This is a genomic window from Blastococcus atacamensis (genome assembly GCF_002938425.1).
Taxonomy (GTDB): Bacteria; Actinomycetota; Actinomycetes; order Mycobacteriales; family Geodermatophilaceae; genus Blastococcus; species Blastococcus atacamensis.
The window spans coordinates 23,740-41,496 of record NZ_POQU01000002.1; the positions used below are offsets into that span (position 1 = coordinate 23,740).

Consider the following 17,757-nt stretch of genomic DNA (forward strand, 5'->3'; position numbering starts at 1 on the left):
GCGCCCCCGAACCCGCCCGCCACGCGGCCCCGTAGGGTGCCGACGTGAGCTCCCCGGGCGACGACCGCTGGATCCGGCTCGACGGCACGGCCAACACCCGCGACCTCGGTGGCCTGCCCACCGCGGACGGTGGCCGGACGATGTCCGGGCGGATCCTGCGCAGCGACAACCTGCAGACCCTCAGCCCGGACGACGTCCGGCGGCTGGTCGGCGAGCTCGGCCTGCGGCAGGTGATCGATCTGCGCACGACGGCGGAGGTCCTGCTGGAGGGGCGCGGGCCGCTGCGCGATGTGCCCGAGGTCGCGCACCGGCACTTCACCCTGCTTCCGGAGCGCGGCTCCCACACCGACGTCTTCGCGGTGGAGGAGGACGACGCCCCGGTCGACCTGCCGGCCGGCTGGATGGAGTCCCTCCTCCCCCGCCAGGTCGCCGCGCACGACGAGGGCGAGCCTCCGGCCGTGCGCTCGTACCTGGGCTACCTCGGGCAGCGCGGCGACAACGTCGTCGCGGCGCTGCGGGCCATCGCGCACAGCGGGCCCGGTGCCTCGGTCGTGCACTGCGCCGCCGGCAAGGACCGCACCGGCGTGGTCTGCGCGCTCTCCCTGGCCGTCGCCGGCGTTCCGCACGACGAGATCGTGGCCGACTACGCGATGACCGCCCAGGTGATCGACGGCGTCGTCGCGCGGCTCGCGGCTTCACCCACCTATGCCGACGACATGGTCAGCCGCGACGTCGCCAGCCACACGCCCCGGGCCGAGACCATGGACCGGGTGCTCACCCTGCTCGACGAGCGCTTCGGCGGGCCGCTGGGCTGGCTGACCACCCACGGGTTCGGCCCCGAGGAGCAGGCCGCACTGAGGGCCCGCCTTCGCGCCTGAAACGCCCCGTCCTACCGGCCCTCTTGCAGGGTCCCGCCGCGAGCTTGCGAGTGGCGGGGGGCAAGAGGGTCCTTCTGCTGCTTGTCGCGGTACATCGCGGCGTCGGCTTCGCGGAGCAGCTCGTCGGCGCTGCGGGGTCCGCCGGCCGCCAGGACCGCGACACCGACGCTGGTCCCGACGTCGACCGGGTGCCCGTCCAGCCGGAACGGCTCGCTGAAGCAGCCGGAGACCCGGTCGGCCAGGCGCCGGGCGTCCGCGGCGTCGAGGAGGTCGGGCAGGACCACGGCGAACTCGTCGCCGCTCAGCCGCGCCACGGTGTCCCCCGGGCGCACGACGGCGCTCAGGCGCGCGGCGACCTGACGGAGGAGCTCGTCGCCGGCCGCATGACCGAGGGTGTCGTTGACGCCCTTGAACCGGTCCAGGTCGCAGAACAGCACGCCCAGGTGGCCGTCGGCTCCCGTGCCGGCCAGCGTGGTCTCCAGCCGCTCGAGGAACAGCACCCGGTTCGGCAGGCCGGTCAGCGCGTCGTGCGTGGCCTGGTGCCGCACCGTTTCCAGGAGCCGCGCCTTCTGCAGCGCGGTGGAGGCCTGGTCGCCCACACCACGCAGCCGGGCGAGGACGTCGCCGCCCAATTCGGCGGGAGCCTCCCCCGCCTCCCAGCTGGCGGTGGCCACACCCAGGAAGGTGCTGCCGGCCAGCAGCGGCACGGCGACGACGTCGGCGACGTCGATCTCGGTCATGAACTGCCGCAGGCCAGGGCTGCTGGTCGCGATGTTGAGGATCCGCGGCTCTCGGTCGGTGAGCATGCCCACGAGCTCGGGGGTGTCCTCGGGACGCAGCGGCGTCTGGAGGAAGTGCTCCCGCTGGACCGGCTCGAGGCGCGCCGAGGACCGCCCCTGGAGCTGGCCGAGCACCGGATCCCAGAGCATGACCGAGGCGCTGCTGCACCCGACGACGCGGGGAAGCGTCCCGGCGACGATCTCGGAGACGGTGCAGGCGTCGGACGCGGCGGCGAGTTCGTGCGCCAGGCCGAGCAGCGCACCGGCCCGATCGGCCTCCAGGCGAGCGTCCTGCAGGGCGATGAGCAGGTCCAGGGCGGCGGCGGCATGGCCCGCGTACGCCGCGAGCATCGCCTCCTCGTCGGCCATGGAGCCGTCCCCGGCGGGATAGATCGCAGCCAGCCGGCCGTGCCGGCGGCGTGCGGAGGCGACGTCGACCACGACCGCCGTGGAGCCGAGGTCCTCCCCGGCGAGAAGCCGGCCGGCGAGCTCGTCGAGCTCGGTCGAGGGGATGCCCGCGGCGTGGACGAGCGGCGGTCCGCCGTCCGGCGCGCCGACCACGAGCAGGTGGGCGGGGGCGAGGACCGCCTCCCCGGCCCGGGCCACGATGCGGTGCAGCACGGTGTCGAGGTCGTCGCTGCCGACCAGCTCACCGGCTGCCGACTGCAGGGTGCGCAGCTGGCCGCGCAGGGCGTTGAGCTCCGGGTCGACGGCGGCGGCATCCCGCCGGCGCGGACGGAACCACCGGGGCCGGCGCTCCCAGGTGATGCCGTACTGGCAGCTGCGGCCGCCGTCGGCCTGGCAGCGGGCCGAGGTGATGACGCCCGGCGGCAGCCCGAAGATCATCGGGATGGCGGTGGCGAGACCGCGGGCGTAGGCGCAGTCGAGGGCGGAGTGGTCGTACCCCTCGCGCAGCCGCAACGCCATCGTCGCGGACGTCGCGGACGTCTCCACCACCGCCATGGTGGAGACGGTGGTGAACTTGGTGGTAGTCCGCGGCAGGCTGCGGAAGACCTGGCGGGGGGTGCCCAGCGCGCGGAGGACCAGCACCAGGGAGTGGGCCAGCCCGCTGCGCATCGCGGCCGCGCCGATGTCGAACATGGTGTCGGGGTCGCCGAGCACCTCGGTCGTCGCCTCGAACAGCCGGACGCGGGTGTCGTAGCTCCACCAGCGGGTCTGGTCCTCGAGCTCGGCGGACACGTGCTCCAGGCCGGCGCGACGCAGGACCTCGGCCACCGCCTCGTCGCCGCCGTGCCGCCGCACGTACCTGAGCACGCCGGCGGTGGTCGCGCCCGACGTCTCACGCGCCTCCTCGCGCGGAACCGCGTTCATCCGACACCATCCCCCCGGAGCTGCTCAGCCCTCTCCCTGCAGCATCGGCAGCACCGCGGCAACCTTGAGCGGTCCTACCCCGTACCGGTGAAGCTCCGGCGCAGGTCAGCCACGCGCCGGGGCGCGGCGTCGGTGCTTGTGGCGGTACATCGCGACGTCGGCACGGCGGAGCAGCTGCTCGGCGGTGGTCGACTCCTCGTCGAGGACGGCGACGCCGGTGCTGGTGCCGACGCTGACCTCGGTGCCCTCGAGACGGAACGGTTCGTCGAAGCAGGCCGCCACGCGTGCGGCGAGGCCGTCGGCGTCCGCCGGCGACTCCAGGCCGGGGAGCAGGATCGCGAACTCGTCACCGCTGAGCCTGCCCACGGTGTCACCAGGACGCACCGCGGACCGCAGTCGTGCCGAGACCTGCCGCAGGAGCTCGTCGCCGGCGGCATGACCCAGGGTGTCGTTGACCTGCTTGAAGCGGTCGAGGTCGCAGAACAGGACCCCGAGATGGGCCCGAGGGTGCGCGTCGGGAATCGCGGCGGTGAGCCGGTCGAGGAACAGCGCGCGGTTGGGCAGGCCGGTCAGCGAGTCGTGGGTGGCCTGGTGCCGGACGGTGTACAGCAGGCGCGCTTTCTGCAGCGCGGTCGTGGCCTGGTCCCCCACGCCGCGCAGCCGGGCCAGCACCTCGCCGTCGAGCCCGGGCGGGGCCTCCCCGCGGCGCCAACCGGCGGTCGCGGCCCCCAGGAAAGCGCCGTCGGCGATCAGCGGCACCGCCACGAGCTCGGTGGTGCCGAGGCCCTCGAGAAGCCGGCGCAGCACCGGGCTGCTGGTCTCGCTCCGCAGCACCTGCGGCTCACGGCTGGTCAGCATGCCCACGAGCTCGGGCACGTCCTCGGCACGCAGCGGGGTGGCCTGCAGCAGCTCGTGCGCCGCGGCACCGAGGCCGACCGAGGAGTGCGAGCGGAGCGAGGCGGTGGCGGCGTCCCACATCAGGATGCCCGCCGAGGTGCACCCGACGATCTCGGGCAGCGCACCGGTCACGAGCTCGGCGACCTCGGCGGCATCGGTCGTCGCGGCGAGCTCGTGCGCGAGGTGGAGCAGCGCCCCCGCGCGGGCCGCCTCGGTCCGCGCCTTCTCGAGGGCGATGATCAGGTCCAGCGCGGCCGCGGCATGTCCCGCGTAGGCCGCCAGCATGGCGGACTCGTCACCCACGGCCTCGTCGCCGGCCCGGTAGATGGCAGCCAGGCGGCCGTGCGTCCGGCGGGCCGAGACGACGTCGACCACGACGGCGTCGGGGCCGATGTCGCCGTCGGCGAGCAGCGCCTGCGCCAACGCGGGAAGCTGATCGGGTGCCAGGCCGGCGCCGTGCACCAGCGGGGCGCCGCCATCGGGCGCATGTACGGCGAGCAGGTAGGCGGGGGCCAGCACGGCCTCGGCCGCACGGGCGACGATGCGCTGTAGGACGGTGTCGACGTCGTCGCTGGCGACCAGGTCCGTGGCCGCGGACTGCAGGATCTGCAGCTGGCCGCGCAGGGCGAGCAGCTCCGGATCGACGACCGCATCCGCGCGGCGGCGCCAGGGCAGCCGGGAGCGACGGTTCCAGGTCAGGTGGTAGACGCAGGCCGGGTGGCCGTCGGACTGGCACTCGTCGTGGACGATCTCCGCGGAGGGCAGCGTGAAGGCTTGGGGAACCTGGGTCAGCAGGCCCTGGGTGTAGTCGCAGTCCAGGCGGGAGTGCGGGTAGCCGTCGTGCAGCCGGTAGCGGATGGTCGCCGACGTCGCACCGGCCTCGAGGATCTCCATCGTCGAGGTGGTGCTGAACTTCTGCACCACACGGGGCAGCTGGCGGAAGACCTGCCGCGGCGTTCCCAGCGAGCGCAGTAGGATGACCAGCGAGTGCGCCAGTCCGGTGCGCAGCACGGCGGCGCCGACGTCGAACATGGCCCGGGGATCGCCGAGAACCTCGGTGGCGGCCCGGAAGAGCGCGATGCGGGTGTCGTAGCTCCACCAGCGCGACTGGTCGCCGAGCTCGCTCGCGGTCGCCTCGACCCCGGCCCGGCGGAGGAGCTCGTCGACCGCCTTGTCGCCTCCGCGCCCGTGGACGTAGCGCAGCAGGCCGCCGGTCGTGGCGCCGGACGTCTCACGTCCTTCGCTGGCCTGTCTCATCGCGTCCTCTCCGCGCCCCGGACCGTGCCGCGATTCGCGGGCGCCGGAGCGCCCGGGTTCCTCGGCGGGTGCACATCCTTCGATCGGCGCCCTCCCGGCCGGACCTGAGCCGTGGACCCTCCTTGGAGTGAGCCTCGACCGGACGACGGCGAGTACGGGTCGTGTGCGCTCGGCTACACAATGCCAGCCGAAACGGGCAGACAACAGGTGTCCCCCGAACGCATGCGACCCCGGTCTCAGCATGAGACCGGGGTCGGGATGTCGCGGGCCGCGCGTGGCGGCCTGAGCTCAGCGGCTGAAGAAGTGGCCGCTGTTCGCCATCGTCAGGAGCTCGTCGCGCATCGCGGGGCTGCTGGTGCGCGAGAGCGCCTTGTCGAGCGCCCGCCGCGTACGCGCCACCTGCCGGCGCTCCCGCCAGACCGTCGTCACGCTGCTCATCGCTACTGCCTCTTTCGTCGTGTTGGTGACCCTGCTGCCGTAGTAACGCAGGTGTTCACCACTGTAATCCGACGAAACGTAGGTGTGGTTGAGACATGGCCGAAGGTTTCTCAACCGTCGGAGTGAGAGTGGTCACCCAGGCACGCTCAGCAACCACGACGGCGCCCATCCCGACTTCGGGATGGGCGCCGTACGCAACTGCCTGGAACGGCCCCCGGGGGCGAGGGCCTGGAACGGCCCCCTTGCAGGGACCCACCGCGAGCCTGCGAGCGGTGGGGGCCAGGGGGTCCTTCTACTGCTGGTCGGGGCGGGAGACCTCGCCGCGCCAGGCACCGGTCTCGGCGCCGCGGCTCTCGATGAACTCCTTGAACTTCTTGGCGTCCGCCTTGATCTGGCGGTCGTCGAAGCCCAGCGCGGCACCGGCCTTCTCGACGAGGCCCTCGGGCTCCCAGTCGATCTGGATCATCACCCGGGTCTTGGTGTCGTCGAGCCGGTGGAACGTGACGACGCCGGCGTGCTTGGCCTCACCGCTGGTGCTGGTCCAGGCCACCCGCTCCTCGGGGTGCTGCTCGGTGATCTCGGCGTCGAACTCGCGCTTGACGCCGTCGATGTTGGTCACCCAGTGGGTGTGGGTCTCGTCGATCTGGGTGATGCTCTCGACCCCGCCCATGAACTGGGGGAAGGACTCGAACTGCGTCCACTGGTCGTAGACGGCGCGGATCGGGACGTCGACGTCGACGGACTCCTGCACGGTGGCCACTGCTTCTCAGCTCCTCGGATCGCTTTTTCGGTCGCGCACCGCCTACCCCGGCCGCACCGGGACGACACGTCGAAGGGGCAGGTCAGCGCAGCGCGGCCGCCACACTTCCCCGGACCGGGTGGTTACGCAGCAGGAGTGCCTGCGCCAGGTGGTAGGCGTCGGGCTGCCCGTCCCAGGTCTCTGAGGTGACCTCCCCGGACGGCGCCAGCTCGTGGTGCCAGCTGCCGGTGACGGGGTCGGCGAAGCGGGCCTCCCCGTGCGCCCACCAGCGGTCGGCCGACTCCTGGAACCGCGCGTCGCCGGTGACGCGCGCCAGCACCTCGGCCGCCGCGACCGCCTCGCACAGCACCCAGTGCATGCGGGCACGCACGACCGGGCGGTCCTGCCAGTCCAGCGTGTAGGGGAACCCCTCGCCGCCGTCGGCCGCCCAGCCCCGCCCCGCGGCCGCGTCGAAGAGCGCGACGGCGTCGGGGAGCAGCCAGTCCGGGGGCGCGTCGAGGACCGAGCGCAGGTGCAGGGCGAGTCGCGCCCACTCGAACTGGTGCCCGATGGTCACCCCGTACGGACGGAAGGGGTCGGCCGGCCGGTCGCGGTTGTGCTCGGGCAGCGGTGTCCATGCGGCATCGAAGTGCTCGGGCAGCCGCCAGTCGGCCTCCCGCGCCCAGCCGTGCACGACCCGTTCCACGCTCCGCAGCGCCTGGCCGCGCAGCCGGTCGGCCAGAGCCGGGTCGGCCACCGCGTCCGCCGCCGCGAGGGTCGCCTCGACGCCGTGCATGTTGGCGTTGGCGCCGCGGTAGCCGTCCAGCTGCGTCCAGCCGGCGTCCCACTCCTCGACGGCGAGCCCGGCGTCGTCGTCCCAGAACCGCTGCTGCCAGACCTCCAGGGCCTCGCCGAGCAGCTCGTCCCCCAGGCCGGCGACCGCAGCGGTGGAGCCGGCGAGCACGACGAAGGCGTGCACGTAGGCGGCCTTCGTTCCGTCCGCGGTGCTCGACCGCCAGCCGCCGTGCTCGGCGTCGTGCAACGGCCCTCCCCGCAGCGCTGAGACGCCGTGCGCCGCGAGCTCCTCGGCTCCCGGCTTCCCGAGCAGGTGCGCCAGGCCGAACACGTGCGTCATCCGGGCGACGATCCAGGTCTCGACCGGGCGCCCGGGCAGCACCGTCCCGTCCGCGCCGAGGTAGCCGAAGCCGCCTCCGGCCAGCCGGGAGCGGGCGGCGAACGCGAGCAGCCGGTCGAGGTCGGTCACACCGAGAGGCTAGGAGGTCGACCGGCGAGCTGCCGAGACCGCGAGCGACAGCCGGGTGATCGCCGCGGCCAGCACCACCAGCCCGACCAGCCGCGCGAGACCGGCCCCGATGTTCGCCCCCTCCTGACCGGCGGTGAGCGCGTCGATCAGCGCGAGCACCACGGTCACCCCCAGCACGAGCGCACCGGTCCGCCGCCCGGCGGGGTCCTGCCCCCGGAGGAGCAGGACCGCGCCGACGACGGCGGAGACGTAGGCGACCGCCTGGATCCACCACGGCAGGACGCCGGGGTCGGATGCGGGCCGGGAACCGCCCACCGCGATCGAGACCCCGGTCAGCACGACGAACAGCAGCAGTGCCACGAGCGCCGGTGCCCTGCGGTCCACGGTCGCCTCCTGCGGGTGGTCGGGAATCAGTACGCCAGCGCGCTCGCCGGATCCTGCAGGAGCGCACCGACGTCGGCAAGGACGCGCGACCCGAGCTCGCCGTCGATGATCCGGTGGTCGAAGGAGAGCGCGAGGGTGGTGACCTGACGCGGCTTCACCTTGCCCTTGTGCACCCACGGCATCTCGCGGACCGCGCCGAACGCCAGGATCGCCGCCTCGCCCGGGTTGAGGATGGGCGTGCCGGTGTCGACGCCGAAGACCCCCACGTTGGTGATCGTGAGCGTGCCGCCGGCCATGTCGCCCGGCTGCGTCCTCCCGGCCCGGGCGGTCTCGGTGAGCTCGCCCAGGGCCGCGGCGAGCTCGGCCAGCGGGAGCCGGCCGGCGTCCTTGATGTTCGGCACGACGAGACCGCGCGGGGTCGCCGCGGCGATGCCCAGGTTCACCTGGCCGTGCACGACGATCTCCTGGGCCGCCTCGTCCCAGCTGCTGTTCACCATCGGGTGCCGCTGCGCCGCGAGCAGCAGTGCCTTCGCGACGAACAGCAGCGGGCTCACCTTGACGCCGGCGAACTCCGGCCGGGCGGCCAGCCGGGTCCGCAGCTTCATCATCCGCGTGACGTCGACGGTCAGGAACTCGGTGACGTGCGGCGCGGTGAAGGCGCTGGACACCATCGCCGCCGCCGTGTGCTTGCGGACGCCCTTGATCGGGATCCGCTGCCTGGCGGCACCGTCGGTCGCCGGGACCGCCGGCGCCACGGGGACCGACCGTGCGGCGATCGCGGCGTCCACGTCGGCCCGGGTGATGCAGCCCCCGGTGCCCGAGCCGGTGATCGCGGCGAGGTCGACGCCGAGGTCCTTGGCGTACTTGCGCACCGGCGGCTTGGCCAGCGGACGGGGTCCGCGCCGGCCGGGTGCCGCCTCGCGCGCGGGTGCGGCGGCCTCACTGAGCGCGGCCGCCTCGGCCTGCCGGCCCACCTCCAGGCCACCGTGCCGCACCGGCTTGCTGCGCATGTCCGGCGCGGTGGCCAGCAACGGCGGAGCGTCGTCGGTGACCGGCGGCGGGACCGGGGTGGTGCCGGCCGGCTCCACCGGCGCCCGGCGCGGACGGCGCCGCGCCTCGGTGCTGCGCGGGCCGTAGCCGACCAGCACGGCGGTGCGGCCGTTGGCGTTGGTCTCCCCGATCAGCCCGGAGCCCGTGGCCTCGGGAGCGGCCGCCGCGTCGGGGGTGCCTCCGTCGCCGGTGTCGATGGTGATGATCGGCGCGCCGACGTCGACCATCGTGCCGGCGTCGAAGAGCAGCTCGACGACGGTGCCGGCGAAGGGTGAGGGCAGCTCGACGGCCGCCTTCGCCGTCTCCACCTCGCACAGCGGCTGGTTGACGGTGACCGTGTCGCCGACGGCGACCAGCCACTGGAGGATCTCGCCCTCGGTGAGCCCCTCACCGACGTCGGGGAGCTTGAACTGCCGGAGCGTAGGTGCCTGCGTCATGGCTCAGAACCCCATCGATCGGTCGACGGCGTCGAGCACGCGGTCGAGGTCGGGGAGGTACTCCTCCTCGAGCTTGGAGGGCGGGTACGGGGTGTCGTACCCGCCGACCCGCAGCACGGGGGCCTCGAGGGAGTGGAAGCAGGTCTCGGTGATGCGGGCGGCGATCTCCGATCCGAGGCCGAGGGTGGTCGGCGCCTCGTGGACGACGATGCAGCGGCCGGTGCGGCGGACGGACTCCACCACCGGGTCCAGGTCCAGCGGCGAGACGGTGCGCAGGTCGATGACCTCCAGCGAGCGCCCCTCCTCCGCTGCCGCTTCGGCGGCCTGCAGCGCCGTCTTCACCATGGGGCCGTAGGCCAGCACCGTGACGTCGTCGCCGCCGCGGACCACGCGGGAGCCGAACAGCGGGTCGGGCGTGGCGTCGAGGTGGACCTCGGCCTTCTCCCAGTACCGGCGCTTGGGCTCGAGGAAGACGACCGGGTCGGGGTGCGCGATCGCCTGCTGGATGCCCCAGTACGCGTCGACGGGGTTGCTGACCGCGACGACCTTGAGGCCCGCGGTGTGGGCGAAGTACGCCTCGGGGCTCTCGCTGTGGTGCTCGACCGCGCCGATTCCGCCGCCGAACGGGATCCGGATGACGATCGGCATCGGCATGGTGCCCTTGGAGCGGGCGTGGATCTTCGCGACCTGCGTGACGATCTGGTTGTAGGCGGGGAAGACGAAGCCGTCGAACTGGATCTCGCAGACCGGGCGGTAGCCGCGCATGGCCAGGCCGACGGCGGTGCCGAGGATGCCGGCCTCGGCGAGCGGGGTGTCCACGACGCGGGCCTCGCCGAAGTCCTTCTGCAGACCGTCGGTGATCCGGAAGACCCCGCCGAGCTTGCCGATGTCCTCGCCCATGAGCACGACCTTCGCGTCGTCCTCCATGGCCCGGCGGAGCCCCAGGTTGAGCGCCTTGCCGATGGTCAGCGTCTCGGTGCTCATCAGTGCTCGCCTCCCTCGAAGCTCGCGCGGTAGGCCACGAACTCCTCGCGCTGGGCGGCGAGGTGCGGGGTCTGCTCGGCGTAGACGTGGTCGAACATCTCGGTGGGTGCGGGGTCGGGCATCTCCACGGTGCCCTGCCGGATGCGCGCCGCGAGCTCGTCGGCCTCCACCTCCACCGCGTCGAAGAACTGCGCGTCGGCCGCACCGCTGCGCGACAGGTAGGCCTTGAGCCTGGCGATGGGGTCGCGCAGCTTCCACTCCTCCAGCTCGTCGGCAAGCCGGTAGCGGGTGGGGTCGTCAGAGGTGGTGTGCGCACCCATCCGGTAGGTGAACGCCTCGATGAAGGTGGGGCCCTGCCCCTCGCGTGCGGCCTGCAGGGCGGCCCGGGTCACCGCCAGGACGGCGAGGACGTCGTTGCCGTCGACCCGCACGCCGGGGAAACCGAAGCCCGCGGCCCGCTGGTACAGCGGCACCCGCGTCTGACGCTCCAGCGGCACGCTGATCGCGTACTGGTTGTTCTGGCAGAAGAAGACGACCGGCGCGGAGAAGCTCGCCGCCCAGATCATCGCCTCGTTGACCTCGCCCTGGCTGGTCGCGCCGTCGCCCAGGAAGGCCAGCACGGCCTGCTCGGCGCCGTCGCGCTGCACGCCCATGGCGTAGCCGGTGGCGTGCAGGCACTGGGCGCCGATGACGATCGTGTACAGGTTGAACCGGGTGGCGACCGGGTCCCAGCCGCCGTTGTCGACGCCGCGGAACAGGCTCATGACGTGCAGGGGGTCCACCCCGCGGGCCCAGGCGACGCCGTGCTCGCGGTAGGTCGGGAAGGCCATGTCGCCCTCGGCCAGGGCACGGCCGGCACCGACCTGGGCGGCCTCCTGGCCGAGCAGCGAGGCCCAGATGCCGAGTTCGCCCTGACGCTGCAGCGCGGTGGCCTCGGCGTCCCACCGGCGGACCATCACCAGGTCGCGGTAGAGGCCGCGCAGCTCCTCGTCGCTGATGTCGAGGGAGTAGAGGGGGTGCTCGACCCGGTCGCCCTCGGGCGTGAGCAGCTGGACGGTGTCGATGCCCCCGTCGAGCGGCAGATGGGGAGCGGCGGCCCCCGGGACCGGATCGACCATCTCGGTGGTCAAGGACTTCGCTGTCACGGGTCGCTCCTCGCCTCGGCCACCCCGCCGGGGTCGCCGGCGTCGCGGTGGTGCTCGACGTCCCGCCGGGTGTGGCGGTCCTCACACATCCTGACACGGGTTGATGCCTCCGCAAAAGCCCCGATGGGAGCCCATCTGCACAAGGGATGATCGGTGACTTGAGCAGATCGGCTACCCATCACGGCATATCGCGTGCAAACTGCTCAGATGGCCGAGATCGATGCCACGGATGCCCGGTTGCTGCTCGCCCTGACCCAGGACCCCCGTGCGAGTGTGATGGCCCTGTCCCAGCAGCTGGGGCTGGCACGCAACACCGTGCAGACCCGGCTGGCGCGGCTGGAGGCCGATGGGGCGCTGGCGCCGCTGGACCAGCGGGTGCGGCCGGAGTTCCTCGGCTACCGGCTGGGCGCCTACATGTCGGTGCAGGTCGCGCAGCGAGGCCTCGCCGAGGTCAGCGACGCGCTCGCCCAGCTGCCGGAGGTCCTGGAGGTCACCGGGCTCTCCGGGGCCACGGATCTGCTGGTGCACGTGGTGGCCACCGACGCCGACCACCTGTGGCGGATCACCGAGGCCGTCCTGGCGATCCCGGGCATCCAACGGGTGGACACCGCTCTGGCGATGCGCCGGTTCGTCGACCGCCGGGTGGCCCCGCTCCTCGAGCGCACGGCCGGGCCCGCCGCGGACTGACCCGTTCCGGGTTCCGGCATCGGGACGGCGTGTCGCCGTAGGGTGCGCCGTGCCCAGACCCCGGCCGCGCCGCGCCGCGCCCCTGCTCGTCGCCCTGCTGGGCGGCCCGCTCGTGCTGGCAGGCTGCGCCCCCGAGATGGTCGACGGCACGATCGAGCCCTTCACGGCGGCCGGCGGCGAAGTGGTCTCGGAGAAGCCGCGCGCCGGTGGCGAGTTCGACTGCGTAACCCTGACCGTGCCCTCGGACCACGTCGCCCCGTGTGACCGAGTTCGGCGCCGGCCCGGCGACGATGGAGGTCCGGCTGCCCTTCGCCATGATCGAGCTGGAGGACGACGGCGACCTCGACGGCATCTTCCGCGGCGAGCCCATCCGCTGAGGACGGCGTCAGCGCGGGCGGCGCGCCCGCACCGGCCCGCGGGCGGTGCCGACGTCCACCACCGCACCGCCCTGGGTCACCTCGACCCGACCGGCGGCCGCGGCCGGCCGGCCGCGGCCCGGGCGTCGGGCATCAGGTCTCGCCAGCCCTGCGGATCGACCGCGCGCGCGGCCTCCGACGGGCAGATGGAGGAGTCGGCGCTGCGCCGGTCGAGCAGCTCGTCGATCGCCCGCTCCAGCCGCGCCCCGACGTCGTCCACCCGGCCAGCCTGACCGGCCCGCCCGGCCGCCGCCAGCCGGTGTGCCTGCGGGCCGGATGGGTAGTGTCGCCCGCATGACGCGGACACCGCTCGGCGTGAGCGGCAAGGGCAGGCGCGGCATCAGCACGCTCGGTTGGGCGCTGCGGGGCGCGGCCGCGGGGGCCGCCGGGAGCACGGCGCTCAACGCCGTCACCTACCTGGACATGGCCGTGCGCGGTCGCGGGAGCAGCTCCACCCCGGAGGACACGGTGGAGCGGCTGGCCGGGACCGCGCATCTGCCGATCCCCGGCGACGAGCAGACGCGGGAGAACCGGGTGGAGGGGCTGGGTCCGCTGATCGGCCTGGTGGCCGGCGTCGGCGTCGGGACCCTGGGTGGCCTCGCCCGGGCGTCGGGCTACCTGTCGGCCAAGCCGGTCGGCATCACGCTGACCACCCTGGGCGTGCTCGTGGCGGCGAACGGGCCGATGACGGCGCTGGGCGTCACCGATCCGCGCACCTGGTCGGCCAAGGACTGGATCTCCGACCTCGTGCCGCACCTGGTCTACGGCATCGTCGTGAAGAACACGATCGACGCGTTCGACAGGCCCTGATCGGCGGGGTCGCAGGGCAGACTCGTCGCCGTGGAGGAGATCACCAGCGAGGAGCAGCTCCGCGCGCTGCTCGGGAAGCCCGTCCCGGCGGCCCTGGCCAAGGAGCGGACGGCGCTCACCGACCTCGACCGGGACTGGCTGGCCGCCTCGCCGTTCTGCCTGGTCGCGACCAGCGGCGCCGACGGCAGCTGCGACGTCTCCCCCAAGGGCGATCCGCCCGGCTCCACCCTGGTGCTCGACGAGCACACGATCGCCATCCCCGAACGGTCCGGGAACCGCCGCGCCGACGGGTACCGCAATGTCCTGGCCAATCCGCACGTCGGGCTGATCTTCCTGCTTCCCGGGCGCACCGACACGCTGCGGATCAACGGCCGGGCGCGCCTGGTCACCGAGCCGGCGCTGCTCGACCGCATGGTGGTGAAGGGGCATCGCCCGGTGCTGGCCGTCGTCGTCGACGTCGACCAGGTCTTCCACCACTGCGGCAAGGCGTTCCTGCGCTCGCAGCTGTGGGACCCGGAGAGCTGGGCGCCGGACGCCGTGCCGTCGCGCGCACGGATCGCGCACGCCCTCGAACGCAAGCACGAGCCGCTCGAGGAGCTGGAGCGCTACTACACCGACGCCACCTACTCCGCGGGGCTGTACCCCACGACCTGACCGGGCATGGGAAGCGATACACCCGGTCTGGCCGCGAAAACAGGTGCATGGCTTCCCATGCCAGGGTTCCTCAGCGCCAGCCGCCCTCGTCCACGCCACCGGGAACCGGGGCGGCCGGGTCGTAGGGCGTGCGGGTGAGGATGAAGGTGTCCAGGTCCAGGTGGTCCTCGGCGATGCGCAGCGTCTCGCCCGCGTAGTAGCCGTCGAGCCCGAGCCAGGTGCCGTCGTCGCGGCGGGTGAACCGGCTGGCCCGCCCCGGCCGGCCCGGCAGCGGTCCCAGGTGCAGCAGACCGCCGGCCACCGCCCGCAGCACGAGCGGCGACGGGCCCCAGAACCAGACGCCGAGGGCGCCCAGCGGCACCGGAGCGGGCGACGGCGTCCACGCCTCGACGATCCGCGGCTCGGCGGCCCGCAGGTCGGCCAGCAGCCCGAACACCAGCGGATCGACCCCGCTGGTGGCGTTGGCCAGCGAGACCGCACCCGTCTGCTCGTCGCGGTCGACGAACACGCCCGCGAGGAAGCCGGGCATGGAACCGCCGTGGCCCACCAGCGTCCGGCCGTCCACCCGCATCACCTGCAGGCCCAGGCCGTAGGCCGACCAGCCGGGGGCCGAGGAGTCCACGCCGGCCGGGACCGTCATCTCCTCCAGCGTCGCGGGGTCCAGGACGTCGGCGGTGTCGCCCAACAGGAACGCGGCGAAGCGGCCGAGGTCGGCCAGCGTCGCCCACAGCTGCCCGGCGGCGGCCATGACACCGGCGTGGTGCTCCGGCTCGGGGAGGACGACGTCGGCCCACGGGTGCACGGCCAGCCCGTTCGCCGCCCGGCCGCTGGGCCGCGGGGTGGTGCGGTCCATGCCCAGCGGGGCCAGCACCTCGGTGGTGACGGCGTCCTCCCACGACGTGCCGCGCAGGCGGGCGACCAGCTCGCCCAGCAGACCGAATCCGAGGTTGGAGTAGTGGAACCGCCGGGCCGCGCCGAGGACGACGTCGGAGGCGGCCAGGCCCAGGTCGTCGAGCGAGCCGCCCGGGGTGCGCTCCCACCAGCCGCCGGGGCTCTCGGCCGAGGCACCGGCCAGGTGGGAGAGCAGCTGCCCGATGGTGCGGTCGCCCAAGGGCGTGCCGGACAGGTGCCGGTCCAGCGGGTCGTCCAGCCCGACCAGGCCCTCGTCGCGCAGCCGCATCACCACGACCGCCGTCACCGTCTTGCTGATCGAGCCGAGCCGGTACTGGACGTCGGTGTGCGGCTCCGCGACGTCGCCGCGTCCGGCCGACCAGGCGAGACCGCCGTCCCGGACCACCCCGGCGACCAGGCTGGGAGCGCGTCCGTCGCGCTGGACGCGCGCGGTGCGGGCGAGCAGGAGGCGGGCGGTCGAAGGCAGCACGGGCTCGGGCACGACGCCGACCGTATCGACCGGTCCCGCGGGTCAGGAGGCGGGCACCGGCTCCGGGGCCGGGAGCGCACCGGTGCGCGTGGCCCAGCGGTCGAACCAGATGGTGGCCAGCGGGGGCACCGAGGCGGCCAGGGCCAGGAACGTGGTCCGGTGGTCCCACCGCAGCACCCGCCAGGCCACCACGGTGACCACCAGGTAGAGCATGAAGACCCCGCCGTGCACCGGGCCGAACATCTGCACCCCCCGCTCGGAGTCGCCGAGCACGTACTTCACGAACATGCCGCCGAGGAGCAGGAGCCAGGAGCCCGCCTCGGCGAGCGCGACGGCACGGAAGAGCATGGCGACGGCGGGCGGCTTCACCCCTTCATGGTCCCCGATGCGGCGGCCGGCGCGGAGGTGGGCCTGCTCACCAGCCGGTCACCGGATGGCAGGGTCGCGGACGTGCGGGGACTGGCGCGGCGGGAGTTCTGCCTCGCGTTCCTGCGCCGGATGGCCGACGTCCGGCCCGATCTGGTCGCCGACGCCCTCCCGCGGCTGGGCGCGACCCGCGCCGAGGCACACGCCGCCCACACCCGGTGGCAAGCCCTGCAGCACTCGCCGCGGGCACCACGGGGCTCGCCCTGCGCTCCGCCGCGCTCGGGCCCCCGGAGGAACTGGAGGACCGCCGCTTCGGCGACCTCGACGTGCAGGTGCGCCGGTGGCCGTGCCGCCGCGGCCGCACCTGTGGTGGTGGAAGGACCCCGTCCCTCTCACGCCTCGCAAGCTCGGCGCGAGCCTCCGGACGGGGCCGGCCCGTGCCGCCCCCTGCCGCCGGCCACCTGCTCGTCTGGGAGCACGTGCTCGACGACGTGATCGCCGTTCCGGAGGCGCGCAGCGTCGATCCCGGAGTGGTGACGCGCTGGGAGGTGCGCCTGCCCGGCGGGGTGACGACGACGTTCGTCTGGGGCCTGCTCCAGCGCGTCAGCGGGCCCGGCTGAACGCCGGAGCCCCGGACGCGGGAGGCGTCCGGGGCTCCGGGGTTCGAACGGGTGCCTCAGCCGGCGATGCGGCGCGCCCCGCTGAAGCCGCGCATCGAGTCGACGCTGCCGATCTTGACGACGTCACCGGAGGTCGGTGCGTGCACCATCTGGCCGTTGCCGATGTAGATGCCCACGTGGCTCACCGGGCGGTAGAAGAACACCAGGTCACCGGGCTGCAGCTGGTCGCGGGACACGGCCTGGCCCATGCCCGACTGGCCGCGGCTGGAGTGCGGGAGGCTGATGCCGGCGGCGCGGAAGGCGTACTGCGTGAGGCCGGAGCAGTCGAAGGCGTTGGGCCCGCCGGCCGCCCACACGTAGGGCTTGCCACGCTGGGCGAGGGCGGCGTTGACGGCGACCTGGGCTGCCTGGCTGTTCGCGACCACCGGGGCGCTGGGAGCCGGCGCCGACCGGTCGTCGCGGCTGGCGCGCGCGCCGTCGGCCCGCTCCTCGCCGGCTGCCTCGTCGGTGTGCGACGACTCGGCGACGGCGGCGCGGCGCTCCTCGGCGCTGAGCTGGTTGAACTGCGCCTTGAACTCGTCGATCTGCTTCTGCAGGTCGGCCTGCTGGGCGGCGACCGCGTCGAAGGTGGCCTGTGCGTCGGTGGCGGCCTTCGTCGCGGTGGCCTGCGCCTGGGCGGCGGCGACGTTCGCCGCGGCGGCCCGCTCGACGAGACCGGTCTGGTGGCCGGCGATGGTCTGCAGGGTGGTCACCCGCGACACGAACTCGTCGGCCGACTCGCTCATCATCATGGCCTGGAAGGAGCCCATGCTCTCGCCGGTGTAGGCGGTGCGGGCGACGCTGCGCACGGACTGCTGTGCGGCGGCCAGCTCGGCGGTGGCCTTCTCCAGCTGGGCGCCGGCGGCGACCGCGGCGGCCTGCTGGGCGGCCAGGGTGTCCCGGGCCTGGTTGAACTCCTCGGTCACGATCTCGAGCGCGTGGCCGCGCTCGGCGACCATCCGAGCCGCGTCGGCCGACGACGTCGGGGCGCCCGGCTCGGCGGAGGCCGGCGCGGAGGCGAGCAGGATGCCGACGGTGCCGACGAGAGCGATGCCGGCCCGGCGCAGGGCGGTGCGGCGGGCGGACGTGCGCAGGGGGGACGCCATGGTGCGGCGGCTCTCCGATCTCGTAGTGCAGGAGTACCCGGGCGAGGCGGACTGGTCCGTCTCGCCGGGACGCCGTGCTGTGGTGGCCGGGAGC

17 protein-coding genes and 1 pseudogene are annotated in these 17,757 nt (G+C 73.9%); 5 read left to right on the plus strand and 13 right to left on the minus strand.

Annotated elements, in window-relative coordinates; all coding sequences use genetic code 11:
• Positions 1-44 precede the first annotated feature (44 nt).
• Positions 45-878: a tyrosine-protein phosphatase gene (locus C5508_RS00760; protein WP_104522641.1), complete on the plus strand. Its 834-nt coding sequence runs from the start codon at positions 45-47 to the stop codon at positions 876-878.
• An 11-nt stretch (positions 879-889) separates the two neighbouring features.
• Here the strand turns inward: C5508_RS00760 and C5508_RS00765 are convergent, their stop codons facing one another.
• The 9 genes from C5508_RS00765 to pdhA form a co-directional block, all read right to left on the minus strand.
• Positions 890-2,989, minus strand: a complete 2,100-nt coding sequence (locus C5508_RS00765) for a GGDEF domain-containing protein (protein WP_104522643.1) — start codon at positions 2,987-2,989, stop codon at positions 890-892.
• Positions 2,990-3,094: 105 nt separating this feature from the next.
• Positions 3,095-5,143: a GGDEF domain-containing protein gene (locus C5508_RS00770; protein WP_104522645.1), complete on the minus strand. Its 2,049-nt coding sequence runs from the start codon at positions 5,141-5,143 to the stop codon at positions 3,095-3,097.
• A gap of 288 nt (positions 5,144-5,431) precedes the next feature.
• Positions 5,432-5,581 (minus strand): hypothetical protein, encoded by a 150-nt coding sequence (locus C5508_RS19350; RefSeq protein WP_157943889.1) that lies wholly within the window; start codon positions 5,579-5,581, stop codon positions 5,432-5,434.
• A gap of 292 nt (positions 5,582-5,873) precedes the next feature.
• On the minus strand, positions 5,874-6,341 hold the full coding sequence (locus C5508_RS00775) for an SRPBCC family protein (RefSeq protein WP_104522647.1): 468 nt from the start codon (positions 6,339-6,341) through the stop codon (positions 5,874-5,876).
• An 82-nt stretch (positions 6,342-6,423) separates the two neighbouring features.
• Positions 6,424-7,584 (minus strand): AGE family epimerase/isomerase, encoded by a 1,161-nt coding sequence (locus C5508_RS00780; RefSeq protein ID WP_104522649.1) that lies wholly within the window; start codon positions 7,582-7,584, stop codon positions 6,424-6,426.
• Positions 7,585-7,593: 9 nt separating this feature from the next.
• Positions 7,594-7,968, minus strand: coding sequence for a hypothetical protein (locus tag C5508_RS00785; protein ID WP_104522651.1), 375 nt, complete (start codon positions 7,966-7,968; stop codon positions 7,594-7,596).
• Between the two features lie 26 nt (positions 7,969-7,994).
• Positions 7,995-9,455: a dihydrolipoamide acetyltransferase family protein gene (locus C5508_RS00790; protein WP_104522653.1), complete on the minus strand. Its 1,461-nt coding sequence runs from the start codon at positions 9,453-9,455 to the stop codon at positions 7,995-7,997.
• A 3-nt stretch (positions 9,456-9,458) separates the two neighbouring features.
• Positions 9,459-10,439 (minus strand): alpha-ketoacid dehydrogenase subunit beta, encoded by a 981-nt coding sequence (locus C5508_RS00795; RefSeq protein WP_104522655.1) that lies wholly within the window; start codon positions 10,437-10,439, stop codon positions 9,459-9,461.
• Positions 10,439-11,584, minus strand: coding sequence for a pyruvate dehydrogenase (acetyl-transferring) E1 component subunit alpha (gene pdhA / locus C5508_RS00800; RefSeq protein WP_232796826.1), 1,146 nt, complete (start codon positions 11,582-11,584; stop codon positions 10,439-10,441). The genes C5508_RS00795 and pdhA overlap by 1 nt, the downstream gene beginning before the upstream one ends.
• A 207-nt stretch (positions 11,585-11,791) precedes the next feature.
• Between pdhA and C5508_RS00805 the strand changes: the two genes are divergently transcribed.
• Positions 11,792-12,271, plus strand: a complete 480-nt coding sequence (locus C5508_RS00805; protein ID WP_104522657.1) for an Lrp/AsnC family transcriptional regulator — start codon at positions 11,792-11,794, stop codon at positions 12,269-12,271.
• A gap of 385 nt (positions 12,272-12,656) precedes the next feature.
• Here the strand turns inward: C5508_RS00805 and C5508_RS00810 are convergent.
• A pseudogene (locus C5508_RS00810) lies at positions 12,657-12,994 on the minus strand (DUF3253 domain-containing protein).
• On the opposite strand from C5508_RS00810, the gene C5508_RS00815 reads away from it, so the two are divergent.
• Positions 12,982-13,497: a hypothetical protein gene (locus C5508_RS00815; RefSeq protein ID WP_198597760.1), complete on the plus strand. Its 516-nt coding sequence runs from the start codon at positions 12,982-12,984 to the stop codon at positions 13,495-13,497. The pseudogene C5508_RS00810 and the gene C5508_RS00815 overlap by 13 nt on opposite strands.
• Positions 13,498-13,527: 30 nt before the next feature.
• Positions 13,528-14,151 carry a pyridoxamine 5'-phosphate oxidase family protein gene (locus C5508_RS00820; RefSeq protein ID WP_104522659.1) on the plus strand — a complete coding sequence of 208 codons (624 nt, stop codon included), beginning with the start codon at positions 13,528-13,530 and terminating at the stop codon, positions 14,149-14,151.
• Between the two features lie 70 nt (positions 14,152-14,221).
• Here C5508_RS00820 and C5508_RS00825 read toward each other — a convergent pair whose 3' ends face one another.
• Together C5508_RS00825 and C5508_RS00830 are read right to left on the minus strand one after the other, a co-directional pair.
• Positions 14,222-15,544 (minus strand): serine hydrolase domain-containing protein, encoded by a 1,323-nt coding sequence (locus tag C5508_RS00825; RefSeq protein ID WP_104522661.1) that lies wholly within the window; start codon positions 15,542-15,544, stop codon positions 14,222-14,224.
• A 30-nt stretch (positions 15,545-15,574) separates the two neighbouring features.
• Positions 15,575-15,901, minus strand: coding sequence for a DUF3817 domain-containing protein (locus tag C5508_RS00830; protein ID WP_232796827.1), 327 nt, complete (start codon positions 15,899-15,901; stop codon positions 15,575-15,577).
• Positions 15,902-16,335: 434 nt separating this feature from the next.
• Between C5508_RS00830 and C5508_RS00835 the strand changes: the two genes are divergently transcribed.
• Positions 16,336-16,518: a hypothetical protein gene (locus C5508_RS00835; protein ID WP_104522663.1), complete on the plus strand. Its 183-nt coding sequence runs from the start codon at positions 16,336-16,338 to the stop codon at positions 16,516-16,518.
• Between the two features lie 56 nt (positions 16,519-16,574).
• On the opposite strand, the gene C5508_RS00840 is transcribed toward C5508_RS00835, so the two are convergent.
• Positions 16,575-17,663: a C40 family peptidase gene (locus C5508_RS00840; RefSeq protein ID WP_104522665.1), complete on the minus strand. Its 1,089-nt coding sequence runs from the start codon at positions 17,661-17,663 to the stop codon at positions 16,575-16,577.
• Positions 17,664-17,757 lie beyond the last annotated feature (94 nt).

Bases quoted from the DNA above. Each gene is read 5' to 3' on its own strand.
- C5508_RS00765 (WP_104522643.1), bottom strand. From the start codon at position 2,989: ATGAACGCGGTTCCGCGCGAGGAGGCGCGTGAGACGTCGGGCGCGACC.
- C5508_RS00770 (WP_104522645.1), bottom strand. From the start codon at position 5,143: ATGAGACAGGCCAGCGAAGGACGTGAGACGTCCGGCGCCACGACCGGC.
- C5508_RS19350 (WP_157943889.1), bottom strand. From the start codon at position 5,581: ATGAGCAGCGTGACGACGGTCTGGCGGGAGCGCCGGCAGGTGGCGCGT.
- C5508_RS00790 (WP_104522653.1), bottom strand. From the start codon at position 9,455: ATGACGCAGGCACCTACGCTCCGGCAGTTCAAGCTCCCCGACGTCGGT.
- C5508_RS00795 (WP_104522655.1), bottom strand. From the start codon at position 10,439: ATGAGCACCGAGACGCTGACCATCGGCAAGGCGCTCAACCTGGGGCTC.
- C5508_RS00805 (WP_104522657.1), top strand. From the start codon at position 11,792: ATGGCCGAGATCGATGCCACGGATGCCCGGTTGCTGCTCGCCCTGACC.
- C5508_RS00815 (WP_198597760.1), top strand. From the start codon at position 12,982: ATGACGCGGACACCGCTCGGCGTGAGCGGCAAGGGCAGGCGCGGCATC.
- C5508_RS00840 (WP_104522665.1), bottom strand. From the start codon at position 17,663: ATGGCGTCCCCCCTGCGCACGTCCGCCCGCCGCACCGCCCTGCGCCGG.